The 16,986-nt window shown below is 68.9% G+C and carries 17 protein-coding genes and 1 pseudogene; 8 read left to right on the top strand and 10 right to left on the bottom strand.

Annotated features, from left to right (window positions below; genetic code table 11):
* Positions 1–17: 17 nt before the first annotated feature.
* Both CXQ97_RS10880 and CXQ97_RS10875 read right to left on the bottom strand, forming a co-directional pair.
* Positions 18–1,388, bottom strand: a complete 1,371-nt coding sequence (locus tag CXQ97_RS10880; RefSeq protein WP_104180895.1) for an ammonium transporter — start codon at positions 1,386–1,388, stop codon at positions 18–20.
* 123 nt (positions 1,389–1,511) lie between these two features.
* Positions 1,512–2,216: a TetR/AcrR family transcriptional regulator gene (locus tag CXQ97_RS10875; protein WP_104180894.1), complete on the bottom strand. Its 705-nt coding sequence runs from the start codon at positions 2,214–2,216 to the stop codon at positions 1,512–1,514.
* A 192-nt stretch (positions 2,217–2,408) separates the two neighbouring features.
* On the opposite strand from CXQ97_RS10875, the gene glnT reads away from it, so the two are divergent.
* The 3 genes and pseudogenes from glnT to CXQ97_RS20635 form a co-directional block, all read left to right on the top strand.
* On the top strand, positions 2,409–3,770 hold the full coding sequence (gene glnT, locus CXQ97_RS10870) for a type III glutamate--ammonia ligase (RefSeq protein ID WP_104180893.1): 1,362 nt from the start codon (positions 2,409–2,411) through the stop codon (positions 3,768–3,770).
* Positions 3,771–3,775: 5 nt separating this feature from the next.
* A complete protein-coding gene (locus CXQ97_RS10865) occupies positions 3,776–4,771 on the top strand; it encodes an alpha/beta fold hydrolase (protein WP_104180892.1) in 996 nt (331 codons plus the stop codon).
* A gap of 237 nt (positions 4,772–5,008) precedes the next feature.
* Positions 5,009–5,104 (top strand): annotated as a pseudogene (locus CXQ97_RS20635) (NAD-dependent epimerase/dehydratase family protein); the annotation flags it as partial.
* 120 nt (positions 5,105–5,224) lie between these two features.
* Here the strand turns inward: CXQ97_RS20635 and CXQ97_RS19850 are convergent.
* Complete coding sequence (locus CXQ97_RS19850; RefSeq protein WP_181035047.1) at positions 5,225–5,362, bottom strand: hypothetical protein; 138 nt, start codon at positions 5,360–5,362, stop codon at positions 5,225–5,227.
* Between CXQ97_RS19850 and CXQ97_RS19510 the strand changes: the two genes are divergently transcribed.
* The 3 genes from CXQ97_RS19510 to CXQ97_RS10850 all read left to right on the top strand — a co-directional run bounded on the left by CXQ97_RS19510 (position 5,361) and on the right by CXQ97_RS10850 (position 7,560).
* Complete coding sequence (locus CXQ97_RS19510; protein ID WP_146069628.1) at positions 5,361–5,663, top strand: hypothetical protein; 303 nt, start codon at positions 5,361–5,363, stop codon at positions 5,661–5,663. The two genes, CXQ97_RS19850 and CXQ97_RS19510, sit on opposite strands and share 2 nt — an antisense overlap.
* A 65-nt stretch (positions 5,664–5,728) precedes the next feature.
* On the top strand, positions 5,729–6,541 hold the full coding sequence (locus CXQ97_RS10855) for a glycosyltransferase (RefSeq protein WP_104180891.1): 813 nt from the start codon (positions 5,729–5,731) through the stop codon (positions 6,539–6,541).
* The gene (locus CXQ97_RS10850) at positions 6,535–7,560 is read left to right on the top strand and encodes a glycosyltransferase (RefSeq protein WP_104180890.1); all 1,026 of its coding nucleotides are present in this window, start codon (positions 6,535–6,537) and stop codon (positions 7,558–7,560) included. The genes CXQ97_RS10855 and CXQ97_RS10850 overlap by 7 nt, the downstream gene beginning before the upstream one ends.
* A gap of 4 nt (positions 7,561–7,564) precedes the next feature.
* On the opposite strand, the gene CXQ97_RS10845 is transcribed toward CXQ97_RS10850, so the two are convergent.
* The gene (locus CXQ97_RS10845) at positions 7,565–8,479 is read right to left on the bottom strand and encodes a 2-hydroxyacid dehydrogenase (RefSeq protein WP_104180889.1); all 915 of its coding nucleotides are present in this window, start codon (positions 8,477–8,479) and stop codon (positions 7,565–7,567) included.
* A gap of 168 nt (positions 8,480–8,647) precedes the next feature.
* Here CXQ97_RS10845 and CXQ97_RS10840 point away from each other — a divergent pair, with 168 nt between their 5' ends.
* On the top strand, positions 8,648–10,030 hold the full coding sequence (locus CXQ97_RS10840; protein ID WP_104180888.1) for a D-arabinono-1,4-lactone oxidase: 1,383 nt from the start codon (positions 8,648–8,650) through the stop codon (positions 10,028–10,030).
* Positions 10,031–10,063: 33 nt separating this feature from the next.
* Entirely contained in the window at positions 10,064–10,906 is an 843-nt protein-coding gene (locus CXQ97_RS10835; RefSeq protein ID WP_104180887.1) for a glycosyltransferase family 8 protein, read from the top strand.
* Positions 10,907–10,938: 32 nt separating this feature from the next.
* On the opposite strand, the gene CXQ97_RS10830 is transcribed toward CXQ97_RS10835, so the two are convergent.
* The 6 genes from CXQ97_RS10830 to CXQ97_RS10800 all read right to left on the bottom strand — a co-directional run bounded on the left by CXQ97_RS10830 (position 10,939) and on the right by CXQ97_RS10800 (position 16,605).
* On the bottom strand, positions 10,939–11,655 hold the full coding sequence (locus CXQ97_RS10830) for a hypothetical protein (RefSeq protein WP_104180886.1): 717 nt from the start codon (positions 11,653–11,655) through the stop codon (positions 10,939–10,941).
* An 84-nt stretch (positions 11,656–11,739) separates the two neighbouring features.
* Positions 11,740–11,967 (bottom strand): hypothetical protein, encoded by a 228-nt coding sequence (locus tag CXQ97_RS20560; protein ID WP_306739855.1) that lies wholly within the window; start codon positions 11,965–11,967, stop codon positions 11,740–11,742.
* A gap of 307 nt (positions 11,968–12,274) precedes the next feature.
* A complete protein-coding gene (locus tag CXQ97_RS10820) occupies positions 12,275–13,150 on the bottom strand; it encodes a GntR family transcriptional regulator (protein ID WP_181035046.1) in 876 nt (291 codons plus the stop codon).
* 43 nt (positions 13,151–13,193) lie between these two features.
* Positions 13,194–14,219: a 4-hydroxythreonine-4-phosphate dehydrogenase PdxA gene (gene pdxA, locus CXQ97_RS10815; protein ID WP_104180884.1), complete on the bottom strand. Its 1,026-nt coding sequence runs from the start codon at positions 14,217–14,219 to the stop codon at positions 13,194–13,196.
* Positions 14,216–15,523 carry a four-carbon acid sugar kinase family protein gene (locus CXQ97_RS19505; RefSeq protein WP_181035045.1) on the bottom strand — a complete coding sequence of 436 codons (1,308 nt, stop codon included), beginning with the start codon at positions 15,521–15,523 and terminating at the stop codon, positions 14,216–14,218. The genes pdxA and CXQ97_RS19505 overlap by 4 nt, the downstream gene beginning before the upstream one ends.
* On the bottom strand, positions 15,520–16,605 hold the full coding sequence (locus CXQ97_RS10800) for a 2-keto-3-deoxygluconate permease (protein WP_104180883.1): 1,086 nt from the start codon (positions 16,603–16,605) through the stop codon (positions 15,520–15,522). The genes CXQ97_RS19505 and CXQ97_RS10800 overlap by 4 nt, the downstream gene beginning before the upstream one ends.
* Between the last annotated feature and the right edge of the window lie 381 nt (positions 16,606–16,986).

Here is a 16,986-nt window from a genome sequence, read left to right as displayed (position 1 = left end):
GACGCCTGTGCGTCCTGCTACCGGCGGTGCTGTGGGACCTCTTCCTCCACCCCCGGCTCGGCGGCCGCGCCGGCCTTCTCCAGGTGGTGCAGCTGCTCGGCGTGACCGCGGGGCGAGTGAGCCTTGTCCGAGCCGTTCTCGTAGGCATTCTCAGCGTGGAGTGCGATGTCGAGCCCACGTGCCTCGACCTCCGCAGGGACGCGGATACCCATGGTCCGATCGAGGACCGTGGCGAGGACCCAGGTCACGGTGAAGGTGTAGGCGAAGACTGCGAGGATCGCGACTGCCTGCCGGCCCAGGAGCTCGAAACCGCCGCCGTAGAGCAGGCCCGTCGCTCCGCTCGGGGCCTCCGGTGTGGCGATGAGGCCGATGAGCAGTCCGCCCACGACACCGCCGATGAAGTGCAGGGCGGTGACGTCCAGTGCGTCGTCGAAGCCCAGCCTGTACTTGAGGGATACGGCGAAGTAGCAGACGGCGCCGGCCGCTGCACCGATGGCCAGCGCTCCGAGCGGAGTGACGGCACCGCACGACGGCGTGATCGCGACGAGCGCGGCGATCGCTCCGGAGGAGGCACCGAGGGTGGTCGGGTGCCCGTCACGGAGGCGCTCGACCAGGAGCCAGACACAGACCCCGGCGCAGGTGGCGGCAACCGTGTTGAAGACGGCGACCGCCGCGTTGTTGTCGGCGGCACCGAGGCCGCTGCCGTCGAAGCCGATCCATCCGGTGAACAGGAGCCCCACGCCCAGCAGGGTGAAGGGCAGGTTGTGGGCCTTCGGCTGAACCGGCCAGGTGCGCCGCTTGCCCAGGACGAGCGCCAGTGCGAGAGCGGCCACACCCGAGTTGACGTGGATGGCGGTACTTCCGGCGTAGTCGATGGCGCCCAGGGTGTTGGCGATCCAGCCACCCTGCACTGCGCCGTCCGCCGAGTCGAAGGCGAACACCCAGTGCGCCACGGGGAAGTACACGAGGGCGGCCCACACGCCGGCGAAGACGAGCCAGGCGCTGAACTTCATGCGGTCGGCGGCGGCACCGGCGACGATGCCCGCGGTGAGGCCGGCGAACATCAGATGCAGGGCGGCCAGCGCGAGGGGTGGCAGGGCGGCGTCGGCAGGGGCTGTGAGCAGCTGCCCGAGGCCTGCGTACTCGAACGGGTTGCCCAGCAGTCCGAGTCCGCCGATCGAGTTGCCGAAGACCGCCGAGTAGCCGAAGGCCACCCAGAGGACTCCGACGACGCAGAAGGCGCCGAGCACCATGAGCATCATGTTCATGGTGGTCCTGCGGCTCACCATCCCTCCGTAGAAGAGGGCGAGCCCCGGAAGCATCAGCGCGACGGCGATGACGGCGGTCAGTACCCACGCCGTATTGCCCGCGATTGCAGCAGTGTCCATTCGAATCTCCATGACGACTAGAAGCAGGCACTCCGCGACAGCCGCGGAAGCAGCGTTTCGATACGCTATCTAAATGCTTGGCGCCAGCCTTTTCGATGCCATATCGATATCGTTACGGGTGCATTAACTCTCGTCGCGGCTGTTGACTGCGGCCAGGGCAGCCGCCCCGGTGCGGATGCCGGGAAGGGCGTCCGGAGTCCGGAGGAGCGAGGCGAGGGTCGTGTCGGCGCTCAGGGCGGAGACGTCGTCGGCCGTGTACGTGCGCAACCCGGGGAGCGGCTGGCGGTAGTGGCGCTGGAGGCCCTCGTTGAGACTGAGCGCCGCGGTCGTGGCCGCGTCCGGATCGGCGGTCCGAAGCTCACCGGAGTCGACACCCTGCCGGATGATCGAGGAGACGAGCCGGTGCAGTTCGCCGTAGTCCTCGAAGAAGGCGCCGAAGTTCTGGGGCTGCGAGCGGGCGACGCGCTCGAACTCGTAGAAGTCCAGGGGAGAGGCGCACAACTGGACGGCGTCGGCATGCAGTACCGCATAGAGCCTCACCGCCGCGGGGTCCACCGCCGGCTCCAGTGCCTGTGCCAGTTGGAGGGAGTCGCGGTTCTCCTCGAGGAGGGCCTGCAGGATGTGCTCCTTGCGGGCGAACCAGTAGTAGACCGAGGACTGGCGGAGCCCGGCGCTGCGGGCGATCTCGCTCATCGTGGTCTCTGCGTATCCCTTGGCGATGAACAGCGCCGTCGCCTCCCGGATGATCTCCTGGCGGGGGGAGCCGCCGGCGGCGCCACTGAGCCTCGGCCGCCCCGCCGTCGACCCCGCCGGTTTTCCTGATCCCATTCCCGCTCCTCCTGTCGGTCCGCCTGAAGCCTAGCGGTGGGTCCTGTCCCGAAAGTGCCAGCCAGGCAGGGGCAGGGCGGGTTTTACCGCCTCGTAACACTTTCGACATGGTATCGAAATTGAGCCCACCGAGACTTTCTATAGGTTATCGAAACAGCGGTCAGGCGCCGCTGAAAAGAACAGGAGATCGACATGAGTGTCACCACAGCAGAAGCAGCCGTCGAGACCGTGCAGCGCAAGCTGCAGGAGGCAGGCGTCAAGTACGCGATGTCGAGCTTCGTGGACCTGCACGGCAACATCAAGACGAAGTTCGTGCCCCTGTCCCACCTGCCGCAGATGGCCGCCGGGTCGGAACTCTTCACCGGGGCAGCACTCGACGGTCTGCCGCAGGACATCAGCGACGAGGAGCTCTCGGCCCGGCCGGACCTCGACAGCGCCGTGCAGTTGCCCTGGCGCAAGGAGGTCGCGTACTTCTCCAGCGACCTGTACCACGAGGGCAAGCCGTTCGAGGCGGCGTCGCGGAACATCCTCAAGCGCCAGCTCGAGGCTGCCAAGGAGCTCGGGTTCACCTTCAACCTGGGTATCGAGACCGAGTTCTTCGTCCTCAAGGACACCCCCGAGGGGCCGGTCGAGGTCAGCGACCGGGACAACCTGAGCAAGCCCTGCTACACGGCTCCCGCGGCACTCGACAACTTCGAGTGGCTCACCGAGATGGTGGAGGCGATGAACGAGATGGGCTGGGGCGTCTACTCCTTCGACCACGAGGACGCCCAAGGCCAGTTCGAGATCGACTTCAAGTACGCCGACGCGCTCACCATGGCCGACCGTGCCGTCTTCTTCCGGCTGATGGCCAACGAGATGGTCCGCAAGCATGGTTACTTCGCCACGTTCATGCCCAAGCCGTTCGCCGACCGCAGCGGATCCGGCGCGCACTTCAACATGTCCCTCGCGGACATCGAGACGGGCGTGAATCTCTTCGAGACGGACGACGATCCCCGCGGCTGCGGTATCTCCGAACTCGGGTACCAGTTCATCGCCGGCGTGCTCAAGCATGCCCCCGCGATCTGCGCCGTCATCGCCCCGACGGTCAACAGCTACAAGCGGCTGGTCCGCAAGGGCAGCATGTCCGGGTCCACCTGGGCCCCCGTCTTCGTCAGCTACGGCAACAACAACCGCACGAACATGATCAGGGTGCCCCTCGTCGGAGGCCGGGTCGAGTGCCGGGCGGCCGACATCAGTGGCAACCCCTACCTCGGTGCCGCCATCATCCTTGCCGCAGGTCTTCAGGGCATCCGCGAGAATCTCGACCCGGGGGAGCCGCACACTGAGAACATGTACAACTACACCGAGGCCGAGATCATCTCCAACGGCCTGGGACTGCTGCCGCGCAGCCTGGGGGAGGCCATCGAGGAGTTCGCGGCCGACAGTCTCTCCCGCGAGGTGTTCGGCGAGAAGATGTACAACGCGTACATCGACTACAAGAGCCAGGAATGGGACGAATACCAGGCCCACGTCTCCGAGTGGGAGACCAAGCGCTACCTGAAGTTCTTCTGAGCCCCATGCGCTCCGACGTCGACCTCGGCAGGTTCGGGCTCATCTCCGGCGCGGACCTGCCCTCGGCACATCTCGCCTATGAGACCCACGGCGAGCTCGACGACGACGGCGGCAACTGCATCCTGCTGCCGTCCTACTACACCGGCACGTCCTCCAGCTACGAACCGTGGATCGGGCCGGGACGACTGTTCGACCCGGCGGAATGGTTCATCGTCGCGGTGAACCTCTTCGGGAACGGGGTGTCGACGTCGCCCTCGAACGCCCACCCGGACATCGCGGGGGCGGCGTTCCCCGAAGTGGACATCGCCGACAACGTGATCGCGCAGCACCGGCTCCTCACCCATCTCGGGGTGCAGCGGATCAGGCTGATCGCGGGCTGGTCCATGGGTGCGCTGCAGGCGTACGAGTGGGCCGCCCGGTACCCGGAGCTGGTGGAGGCGATCCTGCCGATCGCCGGAGCGGCACGGTGCTCACCGCACAATGTCGTCTTCCTCGAGGGCGTGAAGTCGGCGCTGCTGGCCGATCCGGCCTTCCGGGCGGGTCGCTACACCGCACCGCCGGTGCAGGGGCTCCGCGCGTTCGGCACGGTCTACGCGGGGTGGGCGTACTCGCAGGCCTTCTTCCGTGAAGGGATGTACCGGGAGCTCGGGTACGCGTCGGTGGACGCGCTGGTTCAGGGCTGGGCCACCGATCATGAGCTCGAGGACGCGAACGACCTCCTCGCCATGCTCGGCACCTGGCAACGGGCCGACGTCGGGAAGCACCACCCGGGCGGGTTCGCGGGCGCGATCGGCAGCATCACGGCACGGGCCGTCGTGATGCCGGGCAGCACCGACCTGTACTTCCCGCAGGCCGACAGCGAGCGGGAGGTGGAGCTCCTGCAGCACGGGGAGCTGCGTCCGCTGGTGTCGGACCTCGGTCACCTAGCGGGGCGGCCCGGCATCCGCGCGGCCGAGACTGCACAGATCATGGCTGCGGTGCGTGAGCTACTGCGAGACTGACTCCGTCGCGCGTTGGGCGGATGACCGGGACGTCGGGTATCGGTGAGGTCACGCTTTCAGAGGCCATCTCTGGCCTGATGATCGTCACGGCCGTCGCCCACACCACGTGGCGAGGAAGGCTCGGTCGATCGCCATGTCCCCTCCGATCGATCCGTCCCACCCGCACCACTCAACGAGGGCTCATGAAAGCCCTGGTCACCGGAGCACACGGCGCAGCCGACCGGTAACCCGCCCCACGTGGTCTTGCGGACCAACCTGATGGCGACGTTCACCGTCCTCGAAGCGGCCATCCGTTTCGGCGTCGAACGCTTCGTCTACATCTCGAGCGAGACCGTCCCCGGCTTCTTCCCCGAACGGGATTTCCTCGGCCCGCGGATCCGCGACAGTTTCGTGTTGCCTGGTGCGACAGAGGGCGGGACCCACGTCCCGCCCTTCGTCATGTGTCGACCGGAACTACGTGTCGGCGCCGTCCGACGGCGACGAGCCGTCGTCGTCGTGTTCCTCGATGACCTTCCCGTCGTGGACCCGCTTGAGCTCGATGCCGTCGAGGTAGCTGGGTACGGGCGGGTCGAGGTCTTCATCGCTTGTCATGGTTCCGATCCTAGAGGCCGAGGGTGCCGAGCACGTCGATGCCGTTTGCGCGGGCGGCGGCGGCACCGCTGAGGGTCTCGGAGCCGCCGACCGCCTCCGGGGAGACGGTGACGACGACCCACGGCAGGGATTCCGGGAGCTCGAGTTCCTCCGCGGCCCGTCGCGCGAGCCGGTCCGGTCGGACGAGCAGCTACCTCAGGCCGCGTGGGGCACATCACACAAGAAAGAGCCATCCTTTCGCTGGGCCTGGCAGAACTACTTCGTAGTCTTCGCTGCCGTGGAACACGTCCACCTGACCTGACGGGAACCGATGTTGATCATCACCTTGAGCGGTGACCGCGGGGGCCGCGCCGCCCGCGCGGAGCAGTGACCCCCTCGACGACCGCCGCATCGGCACTGGTGGTCATCCCCGCCTTCGGTTCGCCGGAGCTGACCGATGCGGTGGTGCGTGACCTGTGCCGCGACGGGAGCGACCTCGATCCGGCCCTGCGCATCGTGGTGGTCGACAACGCCGGTGACTACGTGTTGCCTGAGGGGCGCATCGAGGTCCACCGCCCGGGGCGCAACCTGCGGTGGATCGGCGCCGCCAACTGGGCCCTGCAGACGGCGTCGCGCGATGGCCATGCGGTCTGCGTGGTGCTGAACAACGACATCCGGCTGTCGCCCGGGTTCCTCGACGGATTGCTCGCGCCCTTCTCGACCGCGGACGACATCGCGCTCGCGGCGGCCTGCTACGACGATTTCTGGCTCCACCAGCGAGCCCATGCGATCCCGAGCACCGCTGCGGAGTACGTCCCGCGTGACGTGCTGCGCGACGTCGACTTCTGTGACGGGACCGCCATAGCGTTCGCGGTGCCCTCCGTCGTCGAGCTGGGGGGTCTGGACGAGGTCACCTTCCCGCGGCACGGCTACGGCGCGGACATCGACCTGGCGATCCGCGCGCGGGCGGCCGGCCTGCGGTGCGTGGTCACGGAGGGCGCCTACGTCTCGCACCTCCGGCGGCAGACGATGAACCGGACCGGTCAGACCTCCGAGGGCAACCGGGCGGAGATCCTCCACGGTCTGGACGCCAAGTGGGGCGACGGGTGGCGGGCCGACGTCGGGCTCGGCCCGGACTCATTCCCTGCCCACAACACCGGGAGCGGCGCGTCCTGGTACCTGACGGCTCCAGCATGGTGAACACTCCCGGACGGTCTCCGGGGCGGATCGTCTACGCGGGTTTCGCCACCCGCCACCACAGCGGCGGCGTGCACGTGATGACCCAGCACGTCCGACTGCTGCGTGAGCGCGGCCTGGAGGCCTGGTTGTGGCTGCCCGACCCGGACGACCGCACCGACTGGATCGCCGACGACGTGCCGATGGTGTTCGGCGCCACCACTGCGATCGGCGCCGACGACCTCCTGGTGCTGCCGGAGACACCGACCGTCCAGGGCCGCGATCCGGCACCCGGAGCCCGCAAGGTCATCTTCAACCAGAACCACTTCTACACCTTCGCCGCCGGCGCCCCCGGTGAGGATTTCCCGGGATGGTCGCCGGCGCCCGCGATCTGGGTGGTGTCCGAGGAGAGCCGCGACGTGCTGTCCGCCGTGCTGCCCGGCCTGCCGGTGAGCGTGGTGCCCAACCCGGTCGACGGCGAGCTGTTCGCCCCCGACGCCGCCGGGCAGCTCCGGGTGAGCTGGTTCCCCAAGAAGCGGCCGCGGGAGGCCTCACTGCTGAAGCGGCTGCTGGCCGACGAGCCGCGGCTCTCGGGGGTGGAGCTGGTGGAACTTGTCCAGGCCCCGCGGGCGGAGGTGGCCGCCACCCTGGCGGGCTCGGCGGTCTTCGTAGCCCTCGGGCACACCGAGAGCTTCGGTCTGCCGGTCGCCGAGGCGCTGGCGTCGGGCTGCCTCGTGGTCGGGTACGACGGCGGTGGCGGTCACGAACTGTTCGAGGCACCCGGCGCGTGGCGGGTCCCGGACCAGCGACCGCTGCTGATCCGCGACCAGGTGGCGGACCTGATCCAGGACCTCGACGCCCTGGCGCCGGTCCGTGCGGCGAACCGCCGCTGGGTGCTCGACCGCTACCCGTTCTCCCGGACCGGGGCGGCGCTGCAGGAGGCGGTCGCGGCCGTGTGGGCCCGGCCCGGCGCCGACGCCGTGGCCGTGCATCCGGTCGCCTGGCTCGACACCCTCGGCCCGAACTTCACGGCGTATGCCTGAGGACTCAGTGGGCTCCCTTCACGACGTTGACGAGGTCCTCGCCGGCCACGTAGCGGCGCACCTGCGCGTTGACCAGCGCGAAAGCTCGTGGGCCGGACTGCGCAATGGAGCCGGCGGCGTGCGGGGTGATGATGAGGTTCGGCGCGTTCCACAACGGGTGGTCGGCGGGCAGGGGCTCCGGCTCCATCACGTCCAGAGCGGCGCGCAGCCGGCCGGACGTCAGTTCTGCGAGCAGTGCCGAGGTGTCGACGACCTTGCCGCGCGCCACGTTGACCAGCAGGGCGCCGTCGGGCATCCGGGACAGGAACTCGGCGTCCACGAGACCCGTCGTGTCGGGCGTGAGCGGAACGGTCAGCACCACCACGTCGGCCCCGGGCAGCAGGTCCGGCAGTTCCGAGGTGGCGTGGATGCCCTCCCGTGCCGTGTGCGCCACGAGCACGGGAACGGCATCGAAGCTCCGCAGGCGGCGGGCGGTCTGCTCTCCGAGGTCACCGGCGCCGATGATCAGGACGCGCTTGTCGCGCAGGTCGTCGGCCTCCAACGGGTCCCACCGGCCCTGTCGCTGCGCCTCACCGAAGTGCGGCAGCCGGCGCAGCGTCGCCAGGACGACGGCCAGGACCAGCTCGGCGACCGCCGGGCCGTGCACGCCGCGCGCGCTGCAGAGGGTCACGCCGTCCGGGACGTGCTCGAGGATGTCCTCGACGCCGGCACTCGTCAGCTGGGTGACCTCGAGCTTCGGCATGGCGGCGAACTTCTCGGCGAGGTCGGTGGAGTCCTCGACCTGCGGCACCCAGAAGACGGTCTCCGCCAGTCGGTCGGGCTTGTCGCCCTCGCCGTCCCAAACGATCACCTCGACCTCGTCGGGAAGGGCTCCGAGGAGATCGCGGGCATTCGAATCGGGTACGCATACGACAGTCATTTTGTCAGTGTAGACATCCCCTTGACGAGGCAGGGCTATGGTCAAAACAGGACTTCTACAGAACTGAGAAATTCATTGCCGGCGGCGGGAACACCTTCTGCCGGTGGATCAGCCGCGCCCGCTGGTGCGGCTTCGAAGGCAGAACCGAACTTCTACAGGAGACGCGTCATGGCCATCACACAGCTCACCTACCCCCACCAGGAGCCGGAGCTCACCGGCGAGGACACCCGGCTCCGCAACTGGGCCAGGAACTCCCGGCTGGGCCTGCCCGGCTCGGTCGTCGCTCCAGCCACCGAGGCGGAGCTGTGCGACTTCCTGTCCACCAGTGACGGCCGGGTCCGGATGATCGGGAGCCGGATGTCGCCCGGCAGGATGATCGAGGTCGCGGACGGGGCCGGCACGCTCCTGGACCTGAGCAGGCTGAGCGGCCTCATCTCCAGCACCGAGGACACCGCCACCTTCGCCGGCTCGACCTCCCTGGCCGAGGTGTACGCGTTCCTCACGGCGCGGGGGCAGATGCTGGACGCCTCACCCGGGGTGATCGCCGAGCAGACGCTGGCCGGTGCCCTGTCCACCGGAACCCACGGTCAAGGCCTGCAGCAGAGCTCGATCGCCGGCGCCGCGCTGGCGATCCGGATGGTGCTGGCCGACGGCACGGTCGCGGAGTTCGACCATGACCACGCGGACTTCCCCGCGGTCCAGCTCGGCCTCGGCTCACTGGGCGTGATCACCGCAGTGACGTTGCGCGCACGGGAGTCGATGATCTACACCTGCGTCAAGAAGGCCGTCGACGCCGGCACGCTCGAGACGGACCTGGAAACCTGGAATCGGGAAAACATCCTGGTCAAGGCGTGGTGGTTCCCGCAGGAGAACCAGGTCCAGGTGTGGACCGCCAACGAGGCGTCCGACGACGAGGTGTCGCGGTACCGGGCCGGCGGCAGTCAGCTCGTGGAGTACGCGACGACCGATACGTCCATGAACAGCACGATCGAGGCAACGCTGCAGCACCTCCGCGACGACAGCAAGGGCGTCGCCGACAACGGCAAGTCGCTCCGCACGGTGTCGCGCTTCCGGGACTTCACCGACGTCACGGGTGACATCTACCAGGTGTTCTGCAAGGGGATCGCGACCCCCCAGATCAACGTCGAGATCGGCATCCCGCTCGCGCAGGCCGGAGCGGTGATCAGGAAGATCAAGGACTGGCATGCGGAGACGCGTCCCCGCATGCACTACCCCGTGATCCTGCGCTGTACCGGCGCGTCCGAGGGATGGCTGAGCCCGTCCAACGGCCAGGACACCTGCTACTTCGGCTTCGTGGTCTACTACGCGGCGGACGGTTCGCTGTCCGAGGAAGGAAGCAGCTTCCTCCGGGCCGTGGAACGGGCCCTGGCCGAGGAGGGTGGCAGGCCCCACTGGGGCAAGTACTTCGACGAGTCCCTCTACGACTGGCCGGCGCTCTACCCCCAGTGGGAAGCCTTCCGCCGGGTGCGCGAGACGCTGGACCCGGAGCACAGGTTCGCAAATGCCTTCACCGATGCGCTCCTCGACTGACCCGACCCGCCCACTAGGACAGGAACACCACCGATGAACGCCTGGGTGACCTTGCTGACTCAACCCGACTACCTGATCGGGGTCCGGACGCTGCGTGCCTCGCTCGCGGCCTCCGGCAGCACCGCCCCCCTCGTGGTCATGGTGACCGAGGGGATCGACGAGCAGGCCCGGCGCCTCCTGCAGGACGACGGGTGCCTCCTGCGCGACGTGGCACCGTTGCGCCCGTCTGGGGGGTCGGCGGACAGCTACGCCAACTCCCGGTTCGCGGAAGTGTGGACCAAGCTGGCCGTCTGGGGCCTTACCGAATTCGAGCGCGTCGTCTTCCTGGATGCCGACATGCTGGTGACCCGGAACATGGACGAGCTGTTCTCGCTGGAACTGGCCGACGGCGCCATCGCCGCCTGCCACGCCTGCCGGTGCAACCCCAACCGGATCGCGAGCTATCCGCCGAGCTGGACACCCGAGACCTGCTTCTACACCCACTGCAGGGGCGGAGACCACGTCACAGAACCGGGGGCGATGGACAACTACCTGAACGGCGGCTTCCTCGTGCTGTCGCCCGACGAGGCCGTCCTCGCCGACATGGTGGGGCGGCTGGCAGGCGTGGACGACCTGTCGCACTACCCGTTCGCAGAGCAGGACTTCCTCAACGAGTTCTACCGCGACCGCTGGCGTCCGCTGCCCTACGTGTACAACGCGCTGAAGACCCTGCAGCACCAGCACCCGTCGGTCTGGGACGTGGCGTCGGTGAAGAACATCCACTACATCATCGACAAGCCGTGGGCGAAGCCGTTCGACCCCACCGACCGGTACGTCGAGGTGAACCGGCTCTGGTGGGAGATGGCCGACACCTTGGGCGCACCCGTCGGCTCCTGACTCCGCAGGCGGAGGTGCTCGTCCGGACCCTTCTACCGTGTGCCGGGGTGCGCCCCCCGTGGCATCCCTGTGGGCGCAGTCCAGGCCTGCATGCGGCGGTAGTCGGCGAGTTCGTGCCACACGTGGATCACCATGCAGTAGATGTCGCCCACCCACTCCAGAGCGATCCGGTTAGCGAACCCCGGCAGCATCGCCTCGTCCAGCTCGGCGAAGCCGCGCGCTGTCTCGCCGCTGCGCACGTCGGCGAGTCCGGACAGGACGAGCCCGAGGGACATCAGGGCGGGGCCGGCGAAGTGCTCGCTCATCGCGCGGAGCCGTGGGGCGTACGACGACGGCGGGGAGGTGCCCGAAAAGTCCAGTTCCAGAACGGCCTCCAGATAGTGGAGATATCCGTGGGCCGGGCTTTCGGGCAGGTCCCGGAGGATTCGCCGGGCCCGGCTGATCCACCCAGAGCCGACGGCCAGGTCTCCCCGATTCACCCAGAGGAGTCCGAGTTCGAGCGCCTTCATTGCGGCCCGCTCCAGGGACTGGCTCTCGCAGTGGTGCTGGAAGACCCGCTCCGAGACCTCGCAGTTCTCCCTCACGTTGCCGCTCCACCGCGCGGCGCTGCCGAGCAGTTCGAGGTCGTCGACGTCCAGGGGAGTGGAGGCGTCGGCGGCGCTCAGGGCGTCGAATGCGGCACGCCATTCGCCCCGGGCGTGGGCTGCCGGCCCGGTGCTCAGGAGTTCGGTCAGCTCCTCGGTCCTCATCAGGGCCCAAGGGTAGTCCTGCCGGCCCGCCGCACCACGGCCGGTCGACCGGACGGCCGGGGTTTCCGCCCGGCCGTCCGCGCGTCAGGCGTCGCGCCGACCGCCGGCCGTCACGGCGTCGTCGGTGGCGCGTGGGCTTGCGACGACGTCGGTGCCGTCGGCCTCCCGTGGCGTCTTCGAGAAGCGCAGGTACCAGATGAGCATGAGGGCCGACGCCACACCGTAGAACGCGTGGAGCATCCAGATGGGCCCCGGCGGCAAGCTGAACACGTACACCGAGTGGACCACGTTGGCCAAGTTGCTGAGTGCCATGTGCCATGTGCCCCAGGCTGTAGGACTCCATGTTGCGGGTGCGCACGGCCTTGAGCAGCATCGGCAGCGTCGACAGGGCGAACAGCACGGTCGAGATGGTTCCGGCGATCACGGGAAGGTTCATGCGGACGGGGCTACGGAGCCGGGTGTCCTTCAGGCGTCAGGCAAATCCTGTATCTACGGCTGGGCTGGTCCTGCACACTGCTGCACCATCGGCGGCTGCCTGGCGGGTTTCCGACAGGTGCCGCGAGTAACCGAAGACGCTCGATTCTCGAGCGCCTTGCCGGTGCGGGAGGGGTCCGTCGCGTCAGTGGCCCGCGTCGGACAGCTGATCGGCGAAGCGCAGCAGTTCAGCGCCGAGCTGACGGGCGCGGTCGGCGACCGGATCGGCGGCCCCGGACGACAGCGCCGGACCGCTCGGCACGGCCGGTGCCGAGGCGTCCCTCTGGATGTCGATGTCGAAGACCACGTGGTCCGGGTGGTGCCACGTCGAGAAGACCTCCACCGGTCGCCCGTCCTGGTCGAAGCTAGTACCCTCCAGCAGGAGCACGGGCGACGACGCCTCCAGCTCCAGCAGCCGCAGCAGGTCCTGATCACCGGCAACTGCCCGGATCTGCCGTCTCCCGGAGGCGATCTGCACTCCGAACTTCTCGCCCAGTACGGCATGGAGGGACGCGTCATGCAGATCCTCGGCGGTCAGCGTGGAGAACGCCGGGACCGGGAGCCAGGTGTGGATGACGGCGATCGGGACGCCGTCGGCTGTCCGCAGCCGTTCGAGCGCGAGCACTTGCTCGGTTCCGAGGACCTCGGTGGACGCATCGGCGTCCCGCACGGTCAGCGAGAGCACCTCTGTGCCGACGCTCGCCCCGGTGCTCCCGAGCTGCGCCGAGAGTCCCGATGTGCGGTGCACGAGCCGGTGGTGTTCCCGCCGTGGGGCCACGGTGCTGCCGCGTCCGCGGCCCCGTTCGATGAGGCCCTCCGCCGCGAGGGCGCCGAGGGCCTGCCGGACGACGGACCGGGAGACGCCGTACCGCACCTGCAGTTGCGCCTCACTGGGCAGCGACGTGCCCGGCGGCAGGGAGTGGTTCATGATCTGCGCCCGCAGGTGCCCGCGGACCTGCAGATGCAGCGGTTCGCCGCTGTCGGCGTCGAGCGGGCGTCCCGGGGCATCAGGCGTCTTCATTCCAGTCATTATGGCCTGTTCCGCCCCGGGTCCCCGTCCGTTCCTACTTCTTCTGCGCGGTCTGCCAGACGTGGTCCCAGCCCGGCGCCAGCGCAGCGGCTCGGCGCATGGACAGCACGAGGCTCGTCTCGCGGGCGATGCCCTGGCCGGCGATGTCGAACGCCGTCCCGTGGTCCACTGAGACGCGCACGACGGGCAGGCCGACGGTGATGTTCACGCCGTCGTCGCCGTAGACCGCCTTGAAGGGTGCGTGGCCCTGGTCGTGGTAGCAGGCGATGACCATGTTCCACTTGCCCTTGACCGCGGCGGGGATGAGCGCGTCCGCGGGGATGGGGCCGTGCACGTTGATGCCCTTTTCACGGGCGGCGGCGACGGCGGGGGCGAGGATGTCCGCGTCCTCGTCGCCGAACAGGCGGTTCTCGCCGGCGTGCGGGTTCAGGCCGGCGAGGCCGATGGGCTCGTCCGGGTTGCCGAGTGCCTTCGTGAACGCGCTGACGAGTTCGATCACGTTGGTGGTGCGCTGCGGCGTCACGTCCTCGATGGCCTGGCGCAGCGAGACGTGCGTCGTGAGGTGGAAGAAGTAGAGGTCGCCCGCGGAGAGGACGAGGCTGAAGTTCTCCACCCCGAACTCGTGCGCGAGCAACTCCGTGTGGCCGGGCCACTTGTGCCCGCCGGCGTGCATCGCGGCCTTATTGAGCGGCGCGGTGACGATGCCCTGCACCCTGCCCTCGCGGGCGAGGCGGCAGGCCTCGACGACGAAACGGTAGGAGCCGTCGCCCGCCGCGGGGCTCAGTTCGCCGAGCTTCACGTCGGCCAAGGATGGTCCGGTCTGCAGGAGTTCGATGACGCCGGGCTTGTTCATGGCGTCCTCGATCGAGTCCAGGACGCGGACCGTCTCCGGGTCCCCGCCCACGTTCTTCACGCCCTGGCGCATGGCGGCCTCGTCGCCGATGACAACGGGCACGCACTCCTGCCGGAGGTCGTCGTGGCCGAGGAGGGACTTGGCGGTGATCTCCGGTCCGATGCCGGCGACGTCGCCAAGGGTGACGGCGAGGGTGGGGATGCTCATGAGGATGCCTCCAGTGCGTGGGCGGGGGTATGTGTGAGGGTTCGAGCGAGTTCGGTGATGGTGTCGGTCAGGGCGTGGACGGGGCCGAAGCCGCCGGCCTTGGTGACGACGATCGTCCCGGCGGCGGTGCCTCCTTCGACGACGCCGACCGGGATGCCTTCCTGGATGGCACCGGTGATGCGCAACGCCTGGGCACGGGACGCGTCGAGGACGGCCCGGGCACCGTCGCCGCCGACCAGCACGAGGGCGCCGACCTCGGTGACATCGAGCGTCTGCTGGACCACCGAGGCGAGGCTGCGGGCGATCTCCGCCCCGCTCAAAGGAAGTCCGGCGTCAGCGGTGGCCTCGGGGGAGAGGATGACGACGACGCGCGGCAGCGTGGCGGGTGCTGCCAGTTCCCCGGCGGCCCACTGGGCGAGCCGGTCCGGCTGGTCGAGCAGGGCGGCGTCGGGCTGGAGCACGTGCACGTCGGCGGGATCCAGCTGCTTGCGCAGATGGTCGGTCTGGGCGCGGGCGACGTCGTGCAGCGAGCTGACGACGACGACGATCCGCTGCCCCGGCGCGGTAGGCGCAGGTTCTGACGCGGTGTGTACTGCCCCGGCGTCCGCCCAGGCCGCGACCATCGAGGTGGCGAGTCCGGCGGACCCGGCGGGTATCGCCGTCGGGCCGGCGACGACGAGCGCTGCAGCGAGAGTGCGGAGGTCGCTGTCGGTCGCGGCGTTCACCACGACGACTCGCCCGTTCGCCGCCTCCCGCAGCGCCCGTGCGTCCTGCTCGGGGATGCCGCTCAGGGTGACCGTGGTCGTCCCCGGCAGGAGCTGCGAAAAGTTACTCGTGGTCACCGGGGTGACCGGGTCGCGGCCCGCGGGGGAGTCCTCGACCGGCCCGCCGTGTACGCGCAGCAGGCCGTCCTCTACGGTCCGTCCCATTGCCGGGTACGCCGGGCACACGACGGCGAAGCAGCCGGGGTGCTGCTCTTGCCACGCGTCGATGGCGCCGGCCACCTGCGCCGGGACGCTCCCGCGCATGGTGGAGTCGATCTTCAGGTACAGGCGGTCGGCTCCGGCGGTGGCCAGGTCGGCCACCGCACCGGCCGTCGCCGTCCGGGCGCTCGCCGTGTCCATGGCCCGGGCATCGGAGTTCATGGCCAGGGCGCCGCCCGGCACTGCTGACGTCGGGAGCAGTTCGCCGAGCAGCAGGCGGGAGGACCAGCCGGCGCGGGAGAACTGGACCACGGAGTCGGTGGCGCCGGTGACGTCGTCGGCCGCGATGCCGACGATCGGCGCGTGCCGTGCTGCGGTCACGCGTCGCCGTCCTGTCCGGTTCCGCGCGACAGGGTGGCGGGTGCGGACGGGTTGCCGGCGGGCGGGAGGTCGGAGGCGGAGGTGGGGACCACCTGCGCGGCGTCGTCCGTGTCCAGACCGCCCTGGCGCTTGAGCACCCAGGTGGCGAGGAGCGGCGCGAAGATCGCGGTGACCAGGACGGCGGAGGCGACTTGGGCCGTCGCGACCTCGACGAACGGGGCGAAGGTCGGGTCGGCTGCGGCGACGATGGCCGGCGTAGCGATGGAGTTGCCCGCCGTCGTCGCGGAAGCGATGCCGATGCCCGACTTGGCGCCGCGGCGAAGAATGAAGCGGTAGCCGAAGTAGACGAGGGTGCCGGTCATCAGGGTGGCGGCGATGCCGACGAAGATACCGCTGAGGCCGCCGGTGATGACGTTGCGGAGGTCGATGCCGGTGCCGAGGGCGAAGGCGAAGAACGGGATGACGATGTTCGGCACGGGTCGCATGACCTCGGTCCACTTCGCGTCGAGGTTGCCGACGATGAAGCCGAGAGCCAGCGGGATGACGGCGGCGAGGAGGGTGAGGAACGGGATGTTGCCGAGGCCCGAAATACCGAGGAAGAGGAGCGTGAAGAACGGGCCGTCGTTGATGGCGGAGGCCATGTAGGCGCCGCGGTCGCGGTAGTCGCCGTAGCGGCCGGTGAAGGCGAGCCAGAGGCCGCCGTTGCTGTTGTCGAAGCTGGCCAGCAGGGCGAGGATCGAGATGCCGAGGATGCCGTCGATGCCGACGACGAGGCCGAGGCCTGCGACGAGGGCGGCGGGGATGATTGTCTTGAACAGCAGGACGACGCCGGTGGTCGCGAGCACGGGGCCTGACGCCTTCGCGGTGATCTGCATGCCGGTGGCGAAGATCAGGACGGCGATGAGGGGAAGGGCCGACTCGGCGAACAGGGCTGTGGTGAAGCTGCCGAGTTCGAGGAAGCCGGGGGTGAACGTTCCGACGATCGAGCCGAGGATCAGGGGGATGAGCATGAGTCCGCCGGGGATGCGGTTCATGCCGTCGAAGAGGGGGATGCGGGACTTGGGAAGCGATTCGGCTGCCATTGGCGAATCTTCTCTCTATGCGGGAGGTCTGGGTGCGGAAGGGTGCGTACAATTAGTACGGACAAGATGTACCAAGGGTACGGGGAGTGTACGGGTCACACAAGAAGATCCTGCGAGGAGGCTTCATGGCGCGGGTCAGCGTAGAAGGCCTAGCGGTGACATCTACCAGATGTTCTACCGGGGAATCGCGACCCCCAGATCAACGTGGAGATCGGCGTCCCGCTCGCGCCGTTTCTTGGCGTTACACTTTCTTGTCTGCTGTCTCTCGGGCAGTATGTGAGCATCGGTGATTTCGCGGTGCGGTAGGGTGCAAGGTCGGCCTGCTTTTCCCGTCTGAAGTTGAATATCGGCGTGGAAGGACCGTACCCATATCAGAGCCAC

This window comes from Arthrobacter sp. B0490 (assembly GCF_002929355.1).
Taxonomy (GTDB): Bacteria; Actinomycetota; Actinomycetes; order Actinomycetales; family Micrococcaceae; genus Arthrobacter_D.
The sequence above is the reverse complement of the archived record's forward strand: the minus strand, read 5'-3'. Positions and strand labels throughout refer to the sequence as shown.

Bases quoted from the DNA above. Each gene is read 5' to 3' on its own strand.
- CXQ97_RS10800 (WP_104180883.1), bottom strand. From the start codon at position 16,605: ATGGCAGCCGAATCGCTTCCCAAGTCCCGCATCCCCCTCTTCGACGGC.
- CXQ97_RS10845 (WP_104180889.1), bottom strand. From the start codon at position 8,479: ATGACTGTCGTATGCGTACCCGATTCGAATGCCCGCGATCTCCTCGGA.
- CXQ97_RS10875 (WP_104180894.1), bottom strand. From the start codon at position 2,216: ATGGGATCAGGAAAACCGGCGGGGTCGACGGCGGGGCGGCCGAGGCTC.
- CXQ97_RS10850 (WP_104180890.1), top strand. From the start codon at position 6,535: ATGGTGAACACTCCCGGACGGTCTCCGGGGCGGATCGTCTACGCGGGT.
- pdxA (WP_104180884.1), bottom strand. From the start codon at position 14,219: ATGAGCATCCCCACCCTCGCCGTCACCCTTGGCGACGTCGCCGGCATC.
- CXQ97_RS10865 (WP_104180892.1), top strand. From the start codon at position 3,776: ATGCGCTCCGACGTCGACCTCGGCAGGTTCGGGCTCATCTCCGGCGCG.
- CXQ97_RS10835 (WP_104180887.1), top strand. From the start codon at position 10,064: ATGAACGCCTGGGTGACCTTGCTGACTCAACCCGACTACCTGATCGGG.
- CXQ97_RS10840 (WP_104180888.1), top strand. From the start codon at position 8,648: ATGGCCATCACACAGCTCACCTACCCCCACCAGGAGCCGGAGCTCACC.
- CXQ97_RS10830 (WP_104180886.1), bottom strand. From the start codon at position 11,655: ATGAGGACCGAGGAGCTGACCGAACTCCTGAGCACCGGGCCGGCAGCC.
- CXQ97_RS10820 (WP_181035046.1), bottom strand. From the start codon at position 13,150: ATGAAGACGCCTGATGCCCCGGGACGCCCGCTCGACGCCGACAGCGGC.
- glnT (WP_104180893.1), top strand. From the start codon at position 2,409: ATGAGTGTCACCACAGCAGAAGCAGCCGTCGAGACCGTGCAGCGCAAG.
- CXQ97_RS20560 (WP_306739855.1), bottom strand. From the start codon at position 11,967: ATGGCACTCAGCAACTTGGCCAACGTGGTCCACTCGGTGTACGTGTTC.
- CXQ97_RS19850 (WP_181035047.1), bottom strand. From the start codon at position 5,362: ATGACAAGCGATGAAGACCTCGACCCGCCCGTACCCAGCTACCTCGAC.
- CXQ97_RS10880 (WP_104180895.1), bottom strand. From the start codon at position 1,388: ATGGACACTGCTGCAATCGCGGGCAATACGGCGTGGGTACTGACCGCC.
- CXQ97_RS19510 (WP_146069628.1), top strand. From the start codon at position 5,361: ATGGTTCCGATCCTAGAGGCCGAGGGTGCCGAGCACGTCGATGCCGTT.